At 68.0% G+C, this 15703-nt stretch carries 16 protein-coding genes and 1 pseudogene; 7 read left to right on the top strand and 10 right to left on the bottom strand.

All coding sequences use genetic code 11. The annotated features are described in order from the left end of the window. A partial coding sequence (locus IG94_RS0136935; RefSeq protein WP_043485683.1) for an ATP-dependent nuclease occupies positions 1-1081 on the top strand: 1081 nt, incomplete at its 5' end. Next, entirely contained in the window at positions 1068-2819 is a 1752-nt protein-coding gene (locus IG94_RS0136940) for a UvrD-helicase domain-containing protein (RefSeq protein ID WP_224326694.1), read from the top strand. The genes IG94_RS0136935 and IG94_RS0136940, both read left to right, overlap by 14 nt. Before the next feature lie 377 nt (positions 2820-3196). Here IG94_RS0136940 and IG94_RS0136945 read toward each other — a convergent pair whose 3' ends face one another. Together IG94_RS0136945 and IG94_RS0136950 are read right to left on the bottom strand one after the other, a co-directional pair. Beyond that, the gene (locus IG94_RS0136945) at positions 3197-3556 is read right to left on the bottom strand and encodes a hypothetical protein (RefSeq protein WP_031048103.1); all 360 of its coding nucleotides are present in this window, start codon (positions 3554-3556) and stop codon (positions 3197-3199) included. Beyond that, the gene (locus IG94_RS0136950) at positions 3553-3741 is read right to left on the bottom strand and encodes a hypothetical protein (protein ID WP_157852390.1); all 189 of its coding nucleotides are present in this window, start codon (positions 3739-3741) and stop codon (positions 3553-3555) included. Before IG94_RS0136950 ends, IG94_RS0136945 begins: the two co-directional genes overlap by 4 nt. Before the next feature lie 487 nt (positions 3742-4228). Between IG94_RS0136950 and IG94_RS41200 the strand changes: the two genes are divergently transcribed. Both IG94_RS41200 and IG94_RS0136955 read left to right on the top strand, forming a co-directional pair. Further along, on the top strand, positions 4229-4570 hold the full coding sequence (locus IG94_RS41200; RefSeq protein ID WP_224326692.1) for a hypothetical protein: 342 nt from the start codon (positions 4229-4231) through the stop codon (positions 4568-4570). 299 nt (positions 4571-4869) lie between these two features. Further along, positions 4870-5889, top strand: a complete 1020-nt coding sequence (locus IG94_RS0136955; protein ID WP_428837412.1) for a YaaC family protein — start codon at positions 4870-4872, stop codon at positions 5887-5889. Positions 5890-6015: 126 nt separating this feature from the next. On the opposite strand, the gene IG94_RS42705 is transcribed toward IG94_RS0136955, so the two are convergent. The 5 genes from IG94_RS42705 to IG94_RS41210 form a co-directional block, all read right to left on the bottom strand. Next, positions 6016-6210: a hypothetical protein gene (locus IG94_RS42705; RefSeq protein ID WP_031048111.1), complete on the bottom strand. Its 195-nt coding sequence runs from the start codon at positions 6208-6210 to the stop codon at positions 6016-6018. Between the two features lie 5 nt (positions 6211-6215). Next, positions 6216-6683, bottom strand: coding sequence for a hypothetical protein (locus IG94_RS0136965; protein WP_224326689.1), 468 nt, complete (start codon positions 6681-6683; stop codon positions 6216-6218). A 62-nt stretch (positions 6684-6745) separates the two neighbouring features. Continuing rightward, positions 6746-6964, bottom strand: a complete 219-nt coding sequence (locus IG94_RS0136970) for a hypothetical protein (protein ID WP_031048116.1) — start codon at positions 6962-6964, stop codon at positions 6746-6748. After that, positions 6961-8085, bottom strand: coding sequence for a competence protein CoiA family protein (locus IG94_RS39845; protein ID WP_052411049.1), 1125 nt, complete (start codon positions 8083-8085; stop codon positions 6961-6963). Before IG94_RS39845 ends, IG94_RS0136970 begins: the two co-directional genes overlap by 4 nt. Positions 8086-8353: 268 nt before the next feature. After that, positions 8354-8524, bottom strand: coding sequence for a hypothetical protein (locus IG94_RS41210; RefSeq protein WP_224326687.1), 171 nt, complete (start codon positions 8522-8524; stop codon positions 8354-8356). 672 nt (positions 8525-9196) lie between these two features. Here IG94_RS41210 and IG94_RS42710 point away from each other — a divergent pair. Further along, a complete protein-coding gene (locus tag IG94_RS42710) occupies positions 9197-10165 on the top strand; it encodes a DnaB-like helicase C-terminal domain-containing protein (RefSeq protein WP_157852392.1) in 969 nt (322 codons plus the stop codon). On the opposite strand, the gene IG94_RS39245 is transcribed toward IG94_RS42710, so the two are convergent. Next, positions 10157-11467, bottom strand: a complete 1311-nt coding sequence (locus tag IG94_RS39245; protein WP_157852394.1) for a pentapeptide repeat-containing protein — start codon at positions 11465-11467, stop codon at positions 10157-10159. The genes IG94_RS42710 and IG94_RS39245 overlap by 9 nt on opposite strands. 96 nt (positions 11468-11563) lie before the next feature. Then, positions 11564-11776: a hypothetical protein gene (locus IG94_RS0136995; protein WP_031048128.1), complete on the bottom strand. Its 213-nt coding sequence runs from the start codon at positions 11774-11776 to the stop codon at positions 11564-11566. 323 nt (positions 11777-12099) lie between these two features. Here IG94_RS0136995 and IG94_RS0137000 point away from each other — a divergent pair, with 323 nt between their 5' ends. Then, on the top strand, positions 12100-12744 hold the full coding sequence (locus tag IG94_RS0137000) for a hypothetical protein (protein ID WP_031048132.1): 645 nt from the start codon (positions 12100-12102) through the stop codon (positions 12742-12744). After that, entirely contained in the window at positions 12741-14732 is a 1992-nt protein-coding gene (locus IG94_RS0137005; RefSeq protein WP_031048136.1) for a Z1 domain-containing protein, read from the top strand. The genes IG94_RS0137000 and IG94_RS0137005 overlap by 4 nt, the downstream gene beginning before the upstream one ends. A 53-nt stretch (positions 14733-14785) precedes the next feature. On the opposite strand, the pseudogene IG94_RS39250 reads toward IG94_RS0137005, so the two are convergent. After that, positions 14786-15560 (bottom strand): annotated as a pseudogene (locus tag IG94_RS39250) (transposase). Between the last annotated feature and the right edge of the window lie 143 nt (positions 15561-15703).

Here is a 15703-nt window from a genome sequence, read left to right on the forward strand (position 1 = left end):
GGCCCACACGGAGCCGGTCGACATTCATCTGTCGGAAGCCACCCGGGAGCACCTGCGGGAGACGCTGCGGCTGTTCGTCGCGACGCAGCCCGGTACCCACGCGGTGCCGTTCAACCGGCTCAGTACAGGCACCCTGAACCTCCTGGTCTTCGCGATGCTGACCTACATCGCCGAGCTCAAGGGCGAGGACTCCGTGATCTTCGCGATGGAGGAGCCGGAGATCGCGCTGCCCCCGCACGCGCAGCGGCGGCTGGTCGACTTCGTGACGCAGCGGATGGGGCAGGCGATCGTTACCTCGCACTCCCCCTATGTGATCGACAAGTTCGACCCCTCGCAGATCGTGGTGCTGGGGCGCGATGAGAGCGGCACGCTCAGCAGCTCGCCGGTGGTCCTCCCCCAGGGCTTCAAGCCCAAGCAGTACGCAACGAACCGGCGGCAGTTCGCCGAGGCGGTGCTGGCCCGTGCCGTGCTCGTTGTGGAGGGGCGCACCGAGGCGGACCTGGTCCCGGCCGTCGCCGACGTGCTCGAGCAGGACCCTTCCGTGGACTACGACCATCCCGATCTGGTGGGTGTGTCGGTGTTCGATGCCGGGGCCGACAATGCGGTCGCTTCGTTCGCGCCGCTCTTCAAGAGCCTGGGCAAACGGGTCTACGGCATCCACGACACCCCGGCCAAGCCGGTGTCGGAGGAGTTCGCGGCCAAGACCGGCGACTTCACCCTGTACAAGGTCATTCCCTACGGCGGCATGGAGGACCTCCTGACCATCGAGGTGCCCGCGCACGTGCAGCGGAAGTTCCTGTCCGTGGCCGATGCGCTGCCGGACTATCCGGAACACCACGGGCGGCTGGAGGAGGGCATGGACGACGCCCAGGTCGCCGCCCTGCTCTGGAAGGTCCTGAAGAAGCGCAAGGGAGACGGCTACGCCGCCCTGCTCATCTCCCAGTGCACCAACCGCTCCGAGCTGCCGGCCTCGATCGTGGACTTCCTGCTGAAGGTCGACGCGGACCTGCGCACACCCCCTGTGAGCGGCCCGGACTCCCCCGCCACCAGTGAGGACGGGGTGACCGGTGAAGCCGAGTGACATCACCCTGGACGACCAGCGCCAGGCCATCCTGGACAGCACCGGACACCTGCTGATCGAAGGCGGCCCCGGCTGCGGCAAGACGACCATCGCCCTGCTCAAGGCTCTCAAGGCGATCGAGGCCCTGGAGGAGGAGCAGCGTGTGCTGTTCCTGAGCTTCTCCCGCGCCGCTGTCCGGCAGATCACCGACCGGATGCAGGGCCTGCTGACGCGCACCGTGCGTGCACGGTTGGAGGTGCGGACCTTCCACGCCTTCTTCCTCGAACTCGTGCGCAGCCACGGGCGGCTGCTGGCGGGGCATCCCGGCGCGTTCATCACTCCCGACCGGGAGCGGGAGATGCGTGCCGACTTCGACGGCGACAAGGAGGCCTGGGAGGCCGAGTGCCGGCGGATGGCCGTCGAGGAGGGGCGCTACGTCTTCGATCTGTTGGCCGCCAGCGCCGCGCAGCTGCTCGACGGCAGCCGTGCGGTGCGGGACCTCTACAGCAGCATCTACCCGATGGTCATCGTCGACGAGTTCCAGGACACCAGCACCGACCAGTGGCAGGTGGTCAAGGCGCTCAGCCGGACGTCGACGGTGATCTGCCTGGCCGACCCCGACCAGCGGATCTTCGGATACCTGCCCGGCGTCGACGAGGAGCGCATCGACCACGCCATCGCCCACCTGCAGCCGGACCGCTTCGATCTGTCGGCGGACAACCACCGCAGTCCCGAGGGCGGCCTGCTCAACTACGCCAACGCCGTCCTGCACAACCGGGCCCACCCCCGGCCCGCGAGCGTGACTGTTGTCCCGTACTCGCTGAACTGGTGGGACGCTTCCTGCGAGGTCCACGCGCACTGGGCGCTGCTGGCCCTGCACGCCAAACTCGAGGAGGAGCTGGGGCGTGTGCCGACGATCGCGGTCCTGGCGACCACCAACCAGCTGGTCGCCGGCGTCTCCGAGACGATCAGCAGACAGAACAGGATGGGGCCGCAGGTGCTGGAGCCCGTCGAGCACATGCTGCACTGGGATCCTGAACTGGCCGCGGCCGCAGGCTTCGTCGTCGCTTCCGTCCTCGAGTGGCCCGGCCTGGACCGCCCCGAGGCGCTCTCCCGCACGCTGAAAGCCGTGGCCGACTACTACCGCACCAAGTACGCGCAGCGGGGCGCCAAGAACGCGCGCCAGGCCGTCACGGTCATCGAGCGGTCCCTCGCCCAGCTGCGGGAGGGCAAGCCGGTGCGGGCGAATGCGGCCAAGGCGTTGTCGGCGGCGTACGACGCCGGGCTGAAGCTGGCCGGGCAGCCCGTGGCCGACTGGCGCGAAGCGCGCTCCCAGCTGAGCGGGTCCGCGGAACTGGACGAACTGTTCAAGCAGGTGCGCATGCTGCGGCTGCTGCACGCCACCGACCTGCTCTCGCTCACCCTCACCGAAGCCTGGAGCCCGGACGGCTCCTACCGGAACGCGGCCGCCCAGGTGCGGCGTGCGCTCGCCGACGCCCAGCTCTCCCAGGCCGAGCAGGACACCGCACAGATCGGCCTGATGAACATGCACCGATCCAAGGGCAAGGAGTTCGACGGCGTCGTCATCGTCGAAGGCAACCGCCAGGGACGGCTCCTGGACGCTGAGTGGGACACCGAACGCATCCAGGCGAACCGCCGGCTGCTGCGCGTGGCCATCACCCGTGCCCGGCACCGCGTCGTCCTCGTCCGCCCCCAGGACGCACTCCCGCTGACCTTGACCGGTCGGCCTTCGGCGTAGCCGGTGCTTGGGGAACGGGCGGTACGTAGGGGGCACTTGTTTCCGCTGCCGGTAGCCCGGGTGGTCTGCGTGCCAGTGCTGTCGGGGTCCCTGCAAGGGGTGCCATTCCGGCCCTGGTTCGCCCTTTGCGCCTTGATATCCAAGACGCTGCCCCGCAGATGCGCCTTCGATTCATCAGCGATGTGGGGGTCTGGCGCAGCCTGTCCTGCTCGCCGGGGCTGGTCGACTGGCCGGAGCGAGACCAGGTCCATCCGCACCAACCAAGGGGTGCGCTGTGCTCGCTCGGCAAGGTCGGCTTTGGCCCAGGCGTCCCCGGGGGCTGATCCGCTGCTGGGCGGTAGCCGCCCCGGACCGGGGTGATGCGCTGGTCTCTTCGGCTACTTGTCCGAGCCGCACTCCTTCATCGCTGCCGTCTTGGACGGACCCGTCACCAGTACGAGGCCGTCGGGCGTGCTCTTGGGCTGGGGTCTGGGGAGAGCCTTGAGGGCTTCTTCTGTGTCCTGGAGAGAGGTCGAAGTTCGCACCCATCTCTGCCCCGTGCGGTCGGTGAAGGCGAGCAGGTCGACTTCCCACCAGGTGAAGTCTGCGAGATCAACCTCGCCTATGGCATTGCGTGTGATCAGAGCATTCGTCCCAGCGCTCCTGAAGATCGCTTCAGTGCACGGGGGAAGACCGTCGTCCGGGAGGAGGAGCTCGTATTCTCCTCCCTTGTAGGTGGTACCGAGGATCACGTTCACGTCGGTGATCGGTTCACCAGGTGGACGGCCCGCCCTCCAGCCTTGGAGCCTTCCTCCATCCAGAACGTCACGCGTGCTGCTTGCTCCCTGTCCTCCTTCTCGCTGTCCTCCCGCGCCTGGTCGAGCTGCTGCCGTGCGATCGCAGCGCTGTAGTACGTCGCGATGCCGGTAAACAGAAGGGTCACGATCGCGGCCACCGCGCCGACGGCGGTTGCGATGGTGGCCCATGGGATCCCGCGGGCAGGCTCCGCCTGGCCTTGCCGGAGACGCACTCTCCAAGGTGTCGGTCTCCGCCGCGCTAGGCGCACGCGTCCACGCCGCTGCTGCTGGTTACTCATCCCGCCCCCCCCCGTATCCCCGGCACAGCTGATGCTGTCACCAACAGCGGCCATGGCGTCCACTTCGGCTGGGCGATACCGGCAGAACGCCGGACAGGTGCGCGTCGGGTGCGGTAGGTCTGTGCGGGTGAACGCCTCCACGCCTGACCAGCCTGGCTCCGAAGGCGAAGAGCCCGCTTCGGCCTTCGAGGCCGCAAAGAGTTCCGGCACTCCCAGCGGTGAGCCTCGGCCTTCCACTCTGTCCCCGGCGGGCGGTGATGCGGCACAGGGCTGGCGTCGGCGCATCGCTGACGGATGGAACAGTCTGCGGCCCGGGGTCAAGGTGGGCGTAGTGGTGACGGCCGCGCTGGTCTGGCGCTTGGTTGTCCTCGCCGCAGCGAGTGGCTCCAGGGCTGCTGATGCCGACGTTGTTGAGGAGGAACCGGAGCTGGTCACTCGTCGCTGGTCCAACCATGCAGGCGGCTACTACGTGTGCAGTCACATGGGGTGCAGCAAGAAGGTCACATGGACCATCCCCACACACGATTGTTGCGGCCGCTGTCGGCACGGCCGGGAGTGTCTGCTCACCGCGCAGCGTGAGTACGCTGGCCCCGGCCGCTTCGCTCACCGCTTCTTCGACACGTGGCTGAATCCCGGCATCTGCGACACCTGCGGTGAGCCTCCCGAGGCCCATTGAGCCCGAGCGATCTCGCCCCTCCCCGGTCCTTCTCCCTGCATCGGGACCACGTTCGACGGCCAGATCGGCATCGTGAGGGATGCCGGGATCGCGCACTGTGCGGCCCGGGATGCTTCTGCGGTGACCGCCGTGCCGGGGGCCGGTGGCCTGGGAGCAGCGGTTTCGTCTGTGCCCCGGACCGGGCTCTGTTGCCAGGCCAGTCGTCGGTCGTGAGGTTCCGGCTCTCCATGGCGGTCTGCCTATGGAGCAGGCTCTTGGGCTGTTCTGGGCCCGTCGTTCGGTAGCTTCTGCGCATGTATATGCAGATAGACCCGCTGGAGGCATGGGAGAGGCTGCGGTCCAGTCGTGCGAGCCGACCTGGTCGGGCCAGCGGCGGTGCTCGGGCCAAGACGTACTCCACTGCGTTGGAGCAGGCGCAGCAGATGCTCCGCGCGGCTGAGGCCGTCGGTCCCCAGACCCGCCCGCTGCTGGTGTTCTACGGGTTGAGTCAGGCAGGGCGGGCGATCGCGGCCGCGGCGGTGGGACTGCGCGGTGAGGACTGGAACCTTCTCGCCCACGGTATTCATGTCACCGGGTATCACAAGGACTTCGCGGACATCGAGATCCGGACGGATCCTGCCGGCAGCAGCGGCAGTTTCGTGCGGCTGAGCGAGCTGTTGGAGTCGCCGGTGTGGGGTGGCACGCCGGCGGTACGGCTGGAGGACGTCTGGGACGCGCTCCCCGTGAACCTGCAGTACCCGCTGAGCACACGGGATCGGCTCACGCCGCTGTATGCGGCAAGCGAGATCGGCAGCGAGGATCATCCGCTGCTCACCGTCGAGATCGGCGACATTCCGGACCACGTCGTGGACGCTGGGACCCGGCAGGCTCTGGACGGCTACCTGGCCGCCTATCCCGGCACCGCCGGACGCGACAGCTTCGTCTTCCGTACCGCGGCGGGCGAGGAGGTTCCGAGGTACGAACGTCATCTGCCCAACGCGGGGTGGTTGTCCGTGCACTGGGAGATGCCCGCGGAAAGCAGGAGCGCACAGGACCGGCTCGAACGGCTGCGCGCCATGACGCGGGGATACGCCGGTCACCGGTACTTCTTCCCCGCCCCTGCGGGGCTGTCCCGTGAGCTTCACTCGCTGATGGCCTGGTGGGTGCTGCTCTACGCCCTGTCGATGTTGGCCCGCTATCAGCCCGCCCAGTGGGCGAACCACATCAACGTCGACAGCAGCCGGCACGCCGTGCCGATCGAGAAGGTGCTGGAGCAGGCCATGCATCACCTGCCGACTCTGATCGCCGACACGATCGAGGAAGTTGCCACCTGGCCATGATCGCTGGCTTGAGCGGGCCGGGCAGGAGCGGTGCGTGCCTCATGCCTGGCCGGGGGCCGTATCTGTCCTCGCACGGAGGGACCGGGCGGTGGGGTGGTCGGGCCCGGTGGAGGTGCAGGCGCCGCTTCAGCGGGTCTCGGTGTTTCTCTGCGGCCGCACCGCCTTGTTGAGCGTGGTGTCGTTGTCGCTCTCCTTGTCGGTCCCGATCATCGTCTGGTTGGTGAAGGCGTCGACGAAGTCCGGCTCGGGGGCCGGGGGCTGCCCCGCGGGGGCCGGTGTGGGAGCGGGCTGGCTGCCGTCCTGGTTCTCTCCGTTGCTCATAGGGCTCAAGTGTGCAGCAGCAGTGCGGCAGTTGACAGGCTGAGCCCGGCGATCAGCGACCACAGGCTGACGGTCCAGTACCGAGCCATGCATTCGTGGCGCCGCTTGTTCTGCTCGAAGATCGACGCCCGGGTGGCCGCCAGTTCGGCCAGGACTCGGCTCTTGGGCGAGCGAACGTGGGCGGCGAGCATCGGACGGAGCTCGAGTTCTTTGTGCTCCGCCACTCGGATCGTCTGCACTCCCGTGAGCAAGGTGACGGCGTACGCGGCAAGGGCGCAGTAGGCGAGGACGTCATGGTGCGCGCGTGTCGCCAGGAACTGCGCGGCGGTGGCCGCGAAGCCGATCAGGAGCACCGCTTTGGTATCGATCTTCGCCAGCGATTCCGACTGGCGCGTCAGGCGCGAGGCCGCCTCGCTGTTGAGGAGCTCCAACGTGTCCTTCTGCTCCTCGAGTTCGGCCGGTGGCATCGTCATGCCGCGAGCCTAGAAGCTGCGAGCGCCTCGGGGTCGTCCAAGAAGACCGGACGGGCCTGGACTCAGGTGCGCTTGTGCTCACCCGTGGTGCGGCGAACTTCGCTCCGGGCGAGCAGGCGGGCGCGGTGACTGTGGGCAGCGAGCCGCCTCAGGTCTTCCTGTTCGGTCGCCAGGTTGTGTTCCGGCGCACGGTGAGCGCCTTGCTCGGCGACCGGCTCGGCATCGAGGACGGCGCCGAGGCCTGCGCGGCTGTGCAGTCCGGGGCGCTTCCGCGTGGTCACTGTCGTGGGGGCTCGTGCTCTGGTGCGGTTGTGTCGTCTGCGTCCGGGCCGGGGTTCTGCTGCTGTGCATCGATTGTCGTCGTGAGGTTCCAGCTCTCCATGGCCGCCGACACGACCGACCTTGGGGGCTCGGCGGGCCATATCCGCTTCTCGGCGAGGTCGAACAGCCAGAGCCCTTCCATCTTTGGGAGCTGGTCACCGATGGATGCCGGGAATGCGACGGGTACGTCGTGGACCCAGGTCTGGCCGCTGCGCAGGTTGGGGTAGACCACCATGAAAGGCTTCCGGTCTCGGGTTTTCCCCATGCCGCGGGTCCATCTGTACCCGTAGAAGGCCATGCCGTCCTCGTATTCGGGCGCGAATCGCATGGAGAAATCCGCAAGCGTTCGCATGGTGTTGTTGCTGAAGTGACCGCATATCAGAGATTTCAGGGTGCTGAGATGCTCGATTCCGGTGCGCTCCCGGAATGCGTCCCTGGGGGAGATCGCAACAAGTTTCGCGTATTCGGCCTGCTCCCGGAACTCGCGCTCTTGTTGAACGTCGGCGTCGATGTAACGCGGTGCCGTCCACCACACCTGCCACTCCTCAAGGTTGGGGCCGACCCACTCGGAAGCCCATCCCCCGCGGTTCTCGTCGCGGACCGTCCGGGCCACCCAGACCGGAGTGTGCGGCCGCATCCTGTCGTTCACCATCCAGGTGATCGCGTCGGTGAGGCTCACCCCGTGAACGGGGACCCAGTGCTGGTACAAGGAATCACCGGAAGTCATGCGGGCGATTCCGGCCCTCACTGTCCAGGGCGCTCCGGGCTGTTGCGGGCTGTCCAGCAGAAGCGATGGGGTGCTCCCGATCCACGGTCGTGGGGCGACGCCGAACCAGCAGACTGTGATGCCTTGTGCCTCGTAGCGGTCGGTGCGGGCCTGGACGTCCTCGACAGTAATCGGCGAGAGCTGCGCCTCCAGGGCTACTCTTCGCGTGCCGTCGGCGCTCGTCGCCATCACGTCGGCTCGCCAGGAGCCGTCCGGGGCGCCCACCTCGTACTCGGCGTGAAACCCTGCAGCGCGGGCAGCCTGGGCGAGTTCGAGCTTCAGCAGGTGATGCTCCAAAGACTCGCCCCCAGCCATGGAACACCGCGGGGCGCGAGGAGCGTGACGGAAGAAGCACAGTCCGCGGGGTGAGCGGACCGCCACCATGCCGTGCCGGCACTCCCTGCACGTCAGCGGGGCGCTCGGCCGGGCACGGTGCACGGCGTCCCATGACCTGCCGCATCCCAGGTCATGCGCGGTTGCGTCGATGGTTCCCCATATGGCGTGCTGCACCAGGAAGGCCATGCCCTCAACTGTGGTACGAGAGCGTCTGTTCGCTCAACCACGCCGCCTCCGTCGGCGGCCGTCAGTCGGCGGTCCGCTTGGCCCGGCGCCGTTCGGCGAGGGCCGGGTTGGCGATCTCCTTGACCCGCTGCTCGCCCCAGCCGGTGAGATGGGCGGCACGACCGATCCTGCCGTGTACCGGACGCCCGGTGACCAGATCTGGGGCCAGGTAGGCGCGCAGCGCACGGGTCACGTTCTCCTCCGCCTCGTGCAGGCCGTCATCGCGTCCTTCAGCTGCCGCTCTCCACCGTCATCCATACCCGACATCATTTCATGGACGGTCCGTCATTTTATGATGGGATGTCATTTCTCTCTGCCGCCCGCCTACACGGGGGTGCCCGGGAACTGCTTCGCTGCCGCGCATGGCGAGGAGGCGCGCCCGGGCCGTCCCGTTCGGACGGTGCTGCGGAATCCGGAGGGCGGAGCCTGGACTACCCAGAGACCGCCCCGGTTCGGAGCACCGCGGTCCCAGCGCGTCCGGAATTCTTCTCTTGCATTCTGCTGTCTTATTTCTATGAATTCAGGCGGGCCCTGGATTAATTTATCTTATGGGTGTGACCTCGTTGGCCGGTCGGGGTTCGTGTCGGCTGTCGCGGTCATCCACTCAGCAGCAACCACCGCCCCGGCACGGGCTGTTGTCGCAGAGATCGCCCGAAACAGTCGCCCGATCTTGGATGTGCGCGGCTACTGTGGGGGCACGTATCTCGTCATGTGCGTGCTGCGGTCCGGACCCACCTCCGGCCGAGAGCGAACCGAGCGGCCGCTCGGAGACGGACCGATTCGGTGCTGCAGAACCGTCGTTGACGACCTGGTGCACCTGGCGCGCCGGGGTGGGACAGCGCGGTCGGGGTGCCTGGAGTCCGTCATGACCAAGTCGCGCAACGGATCGAACACCACCCACCAAAAGCAGATTGCCCGGGACCTGCACCGCCAGTGCGGGTGCGGCTATCAGGAAGCGCTGCGCAGGGTGCGGGAGGCCGCCGAGGCAGGGCTGCTCCCGCCCCGCCTGGACGCGGCGGGACGGGCCGCGGCTGTCGCCGTTCTCGCCGAGGCCCTTGCCAAGGGCCCATCTGCGGCACGGAGTCGGCCGGCCGAGGCGTGTCCGCTGCCATGGCCCGGAGCAACTGCTCTGGCTGGCCTTGCTGCCGGTCGCGTCACGGCTCTGGTGTCCCTGCCGACGGCGGGCCGGTCCACGCTCGCGCTCAATATGGCCCTGCACGCCGCCGAACAGGGCCGGCCGGCCCTGTTCACCTCCGGAGAGATCACGACCGACGTGTTGAAGGAGAAGGTCATCGCCGCCCGGTACGGCTTCGCCCCGCGGCGGCAGGCCCCGCCCGGAGGCTGGCCGGCCTTCAGGGCGAGCACCCTGCCCGAGATGCAGACACTGCCGCTCGCCCTCCACGGGGCCACCGCGGGCAGCACCGCCCGCGCCAGCCTCGTCAGCGGCGCCACAGCAATCATGAAGCGACACCGGCGGCCCATCGGACTGTGGGCCATCGACACGGTGCAGCACTTCAGCGAGTTCACCGACACGGGACTCGACACCGCCGCGACCATGCGACAGGTGCGTGCGCTGGCCGGCGAGTACAACATGGCCGTGCTTGTCACCGCTCAAGTGGTCACCGACCACCCGGCCGAGCCCGTGACCACCGCGCACCTGCCGGAGGGGGTCCGCGAACACGCGGAGCGGGTGATGGTCCTGGACCGGCCCGGCGCCTACTGGACGAACTCTGCCGCAGCGGCCGCCACCTTGAGCGGCCTGCAGAACACCGGCCGGCCACGGCCGGTGCCGCTGACCCTGCAGTTCGAGAACTGCCGATTCCTCTCAGCGTGACGCCGGCCGGGAAGCCGCTTCGCACTCCTTGATCCGGTTGCTGATCCGCGGGTCGCGAGCCAGGCGGTCGGGGAGTTCCGTGTCGCCGGTGATGTGGGCCGTGAGGAGCTGGCGGACGCTCAGCCCGTGGGCCGTGGAGAGGTCGGCGCCGTCCAGCATGGCATCGCCGAGGTCGGCGTGCGCGAGGTTGGCCTGGTCGAGCAGAGCGCCGGTCAGGTCGGCCTCGATGAGCCGGGCGCGGACGAGGTCGGTGTACGTGAGGTCGGCGCCTTCCAGCTTCGCCCCACTCAGGTCGGCGTGCTCGAGGCAGGCATACTGCAGTTTCGCCTTGACCAGGTCCGCTCCCGTCAGGTTGGCACTGGTGAGGTTCGCATGACGGAAGTCCGTGTACGCGAGGTCCGCTCCCGTCAGGCGCACCGTCGTCAGGACGGCGTTCGTGAACACGCTGTCCTCCACGCTGATGCCGGTCAGATCGGCTCCCGGTGCGATCACCTGGGACAGGTCACTGCCGCGGAAGGCGGCTCCGGTCAGGGTGGCCGACGCAAGGTGGGCGCCGAAGAGCGAGACCCCTTCGAAGACGCCTGCGGTGAGGATCGCCCCCTGCAGATTCACGTCCTCCAGGCTGACATCGCGCAGAACGGCGCCGACAAGGCGGGCCTCACGCAGATCCGGCACGGCGGGGGTGTCCCTGACGGGCTGGCGCCCGAGCACGGTCAGGGCCGCGGCGACATCGGGCGCGGGGATGTCGCCGGGCCCGCGTTGCGGATCCGTACCGTCGGAACAACTCGCCGCCGTGGCAGGGGTGCTGCCGGCCGACACGGGGGTGCGGACGAAGGCGGAGAGGACCTCGACGGCGGTCCGGTGGTCCTTGTCGCTGTCGTTCATGATGCGCTCGAGACTGTAGATGCCGCCGAGCCGCTGGTGCAGGTTGCTGGAACCGAGCAGCTTGATCGCCTCGACGTAGCGTTCGGTGACCTGCCCCTCCCGGGTCAGCTCCGCCTGCTCACGGTCCTTCTCGCGCGCGTGGGCGAACTGCTCCTGACTGTGCGCATACAGCTTCTCGGCGTGCTGGTGAGTGCGGCGCGTGTAGTACAGCCCCAGCGCGGCGATCACCCCGGCGCCGAGCGCGACCAGCATGGTCCGAACGCCGGTGATGACGACGCCGTCAGCGGGCTGGAGGTCGCGCTCACGCAGGTGGGCGCCGTCGAGCATCCACGGTCCGCGCCACAGCATCAGGACGTACACAGCCGCTACGACCACACCGGCGAGGACGTAGATGCGGTGCTTGGTCTGCGCTTCCATGCGGCGCATCATCACCCGGAACACCTGCGAACAGAGCATTTCTGAGCATAAGTTGAGGATCTCCCGAGGCGGGCGGCTGTCCGGGATCCCTGGAGTTCAGCTGCCGATCAGGTTGTGCAGAATCGGCACGCTCAGCCCCGCGGCACCAAGCCCGGCGAGCACGGCGCCGGCGGTGTTGCCGGTGCTGTAGCCGGTGAGCACACCGGCCACAGCCCCTACGAGGGCGGCCGCGAGCATGACGATGGCCGCGTGCGCAGTGAGCAGGGGGCGCGAGGCGTCAGGGCTCGGGGTGGGGGTCGGTTCGGGCACGCGCTGCTCCTCGTGACGGGGCCGACCGGGTGTCGGCCTCTACTCGCCGTATAGGTGCTGGCATCCCCGCTGGGCCCTCACTTTTCGTGTGTGACGTGGCACACAGCTGCGGTGCGGGGGAAGGCGCGGGATCTCGCACCTATAAGACCAACGAGAGGCTCGACCTGAAGTCGGATCGTCGAGGAGGACCGTTCGTGAGGTCGGAACAACCGGCAGGCGGTGACGCCGAATTCCCTGCCGTCCCAGGTGACGGGCACGCCGCCTCGGGAGCACGCCGGGACGTTCCGGAGCCGCCCGATGGAGCCCGGCCGGAGGATGTCCGGGTGATGGAGATCCTGCGCCGGCACGATTTCGAGGGACCGGCATGGGAGGTGTTCATCGGCGTGATGCAGGAGGAGGCCTGTGACGTCGTGGAAGCCTGGATCAGGAGCGGGAGGATCCTCAAGGAGGCAAGGAAGAAGTGGCGCCCCGTGACGGCCCTGTCACCAGCCCTGCGCGACGTTCTCCGGCGCGACGAGACCGCCCGGCACGATCTCGCCCAGGATGCCCTGTTGGCCGGGAGCCGGGCGCTGCGCACGGTACTCAGGGACGGCAGATGGGATCCCCGACAGTCTGACCTGAAGAACACCTTCATCAACCTGGTGGTCTGTCAGTTCTCCACCGTCGCGAAGACCTGGGCCGCCACCCAGAAGTACCGCACGCACGAGGAGACCACCGAGCCCGACCCGGAACAGCAGGATCTCAGGGCGGCGGATCAGTTCACGGCCGCCGAGGACTGGATCGACCTCGACACCCGGTTCGGTGAAGAACGCGAAACGGTCCGCGCCATGATCCGGCTGCGTGCAACGGGCATGGCACCCAAGGACGTCGCCGACAAGCTCGACCTCCCGTACCGCTCCGCCGAGGGAATCTGGCGGCGGTTCACGACGAAAGCACGCGCCCAGGGATCCGATGGGAGGCCCGCATGAAAACGCCCGACACCGCATCCGCCCTCCAGCACATGGCCCGTCGCGCACAGGACATCCTCGTCCGGAGCGCAGCCGAAGGCGCACGCACGGACGAGCGTCACGCCGCGTGGCAGGAGGCGCTGGACCACCTCTCTGACGGCGGGGAGCCGGTGACGGCCGAGCAGGCCGACGTCGCCGAGTTCCTCGAACTGCTGGCTGCCTCCTCGGTCACCGATCCCGTAGTGGACGACGGAGACCAGGACGGCCCGGCCGGAGAGAGCCCGTGCGAAGCAAGGAGCCCGCTCTCCCCCACCGTCGGATACTGGTCGCGTCTTCTGGCTGCAGCGGCTGCGTTCCCCGGCTCGTCCTCCGGTCACGCTGTCGAGTACATCGACAACAGCGTCAGCGCAGTCCTCAGCCGCCTCGCCGAACCCACCCGCCCGCTCGCTCAGCGATCGCGCGGACTCGTCGTGGGCTATGTGCAATCAGGGAAGACGACGAACTTCACGGCAGTGGCCGCCAAGGCCATCGATGCGGGGTACCGGCTGGTGATCGTGGTCAGCGGGCCACGGAACAGTCAACGGCTTCAGGTCCAGCGGGCGCTGGATGCTCTTCTCGTGGACGGCGAGGAGGATCCGATTCTGCGGATCACGAATGCCGAACACGACTACCAGGGCACGGAGGCCGACAGGCAACTGTGGGCCTTCCGGCGGTCAGACCCGGCGCTGCCACTGAACACCGTTTCCAACCTGCGGCACACGGCGCCACGCCTGCTGGCTGTGAAGCGCGACGCCGGCGTGCTCGGCAGGCTGGTCCGCGACCTGACTGCGCACGGTGCCGGCCTGTCGGAGGTTCCGGCGCTCGTCATCGACGACGAACCGGATCCCTGGTCCGCGGCACACGCATCGCCCCCAGGGCGCGGACGGCCCGGTATCAACGAAATCATCGCGCAACTACTGGAATTGCTCCCACGGTCCCAGTACGTCAATTACGCCTGGATGCCCTTTGTCCGCTCCGCGCTCGACCCGGCCGGCGAGGGAGCACTCTTGCCGGCGGACTACGTCGTCAGACTGCCCAGGCCGGACAGCTATCTCGGATCGGACGAGGTCAGCAGCGGCGACGCACAGGTGGTCCGGGTATGGCGGACGGCAGGCCTTTCCGAGGATGACGACGGCAGTCTTCGGCACGCCCTGGACATGTTCGTACTCACCGGAGCGGTCAAGCTGTTCAGGCAAGCAGCAAGCCGGGACTACCGCTTCCCGTACCACTCCATGCTGGTGCTCGAGGCGGACAGAGAAGTTCAACGGCAGTTGCTCTCCGGCAGGCTGCTGCGTCTGTGGCAGGAGGCGGACTACGACTCGGCGGACAGTGCACAGCGGCTGAGCCGTCTCTTCGACGACGAGTTGCGCAAGCCTTCCGGCAGCTATGCGGAAGGAGCCTGTCTACCGACAACGTTCGAGGAGCTGCGACCGTACATTCGCGGCGCGGCAGAGCGGATCGCCTCCTCACCGAAGCCTGTAAAGGAGATGAGAGATACACATCAGGACCGGTGGAGGATCCTGGTCGATAGTCCAGTGTCGACGGGGGATCTTGAAGTGGAGGGTCTGACCGTCACTCACCTCCGGCAGCCAGCGAACAGCCGTAGCGATGTCCGTTCGCTCGCACAGTGGTTTGGGCGACACCACGGATACCGGGATCTCGTCCGTGTCTACGTGCAACTCGGCACTGGTCAAGGCCGCACCTGGAACCAGGTCAGGGAGCACTTCGAATCGCTGTGCCGTGCCGAAGTCGCCTCCAGGCCCCAGTCACAGGTCTTCGCTCTTGCCCCTGGGACAGACATGGTCTGGGCAGAACCGCTCTTCGCTCCTGCGCGCCATGTGTCCTGGCAGCACGGGGGAGCTCGCACAGAGAACAAGACCTCCCCCACTCTGCGGCGTGCCACGCCTGACTCCCCTCAGGCCGTCGACCCACTGCTGTCCGATGAGCGCAGAACAGGCGCGTCAGGCTAGACGGTGTCCCGTAAATGCTCTGGGACATGCTGGCTGACCTGCTCGTTTGCCTGTCATCCGGTGAGGGTGAGGTTGTGCAGGCGGGCGATGCCGAGCATGGCGCGGTGGACGCCGTCGCCCTTGAGGCGGCAGTCGCGGAGGATCTTCCAGCTCTTCATGCGGGCGAAGGTGTGCTCGACGCGGGCCCGGACCTTGCGGTGGGAAGCGTTGTGCTCCCTCCTTCCAGGCCGGCAGTTCCTCGACCTTGTGCCGGCGGTAGTGCGGGATGGTCAGGCCGGTGCCCCGGTAGCCGCCGTCGGCGATCACCGTGGGGGTGGTACCGACGGCGGCCTTCGCACCGGAGTCCTCCCAGGCCCGGCAGTCGTTGCGGTTACCGGGCAGCGGCCTGCCGACGGCGACCACCAGGCGGGTGTCGGCGTCGATGACGACCTGGTGGTTGGTGGAGTAGCGGTAGTTCTTGCTGGACGCGGCCACGGTCCGGTCGCGGGTGGGGACCAGCGTGCCGTCCACGATGAGCACGGTCTCCCTGCGGAACCGCCGCCGGGGCTGGAGGGCGAGCGCCGGCCCGAGGTGGGCGACGATCCGGTCGGCCGCCGACTTCGAGACGCCGAACAGCGGGCCGAGTTGACGCAGGGTGAGGTTGGTGCGCCAGTACGCGGCCACCAGCAGCACCCGGTCCTCCAACGGCAGCGACCACGGCCGGCCCTTGCGGACGGGATCGGCCCCCTCACGCCGCAGCGCGGTGATCAGCTTGTTGAACTGCCGAGGGCTCAGTCCGGTGAACGGACCTATCCACGAGGGCTCCGACGCCGTGATCACACCAGCCACGGCAAGATCATCTCACCTCTGACCAACAGTTACGGGACAGCCTCTACGAGCTCGTGCATGGTTGGCGGTAGCGCGTCGAGACCTTGATCGTTGATCATGATCCGTGTGGTGGGGAACCGGGCGCGTGCAGCAATCATCCGTAG

Source organism: Streptomyces olivaceus (genome assembly GCF_000721235.1).
GTDB lineage: Bacteria > Actinomycetota > Actinomycetes > Streptomycetales > Streptomycetaceae > Streptomyces > Streptomyces olivaceus.

Coding starts and splice junctions, on each gene's coding strand:
- IG94_RS0136955 (WP_428837412.1), top strand. CDS start 4,870: ATGCAGATAGACCCGCTGGAGGCATGGGAGAGGCTGCGGTCCAGTCGT.
- IG94_RS42705 (WP_031048111.1), bottom strand. CDS start 6,210: ATGAGCAACGGAGAGAACCAGGACGGCAGCCAGCCCGCTCCCACACCG.
- IG94_RS0136965 (WP_224326689.1), bottom strand. CDS start 6,683: ATGACGATGCCACCGGCCGAACTCGAGGAGCAGAAGGACACGTTGGAG.
- IG94_RS39845 (WP_052411049.1), bottom strand. CDS start 8,085: ATGGCTGGGGGCGAGTCTTTGGAGCATCACCTGCTGAAGCTCGAACTC.
- IG94_RS42710 (WP_157852392.1), top strand. CDS start 9,197: ATGACCAAGTCGCGCAACGGATCGAACACCACCCACCAAAAGCAGATT.
- IG94_RS39245 (WP_157852394.1), bottom strand. CDS start 11,467: ATGGAAGCGCAGACCAAGCACCGCATCTACGTCCTCGCCGGTGTGGTC.
- IG94_RS0137005 (WP_031048136.1), top strand. CDS start 12,741: ATGAAAACGCCCGACACCGCATCCGCCCTCCAGCACATGGCCCGTCGC.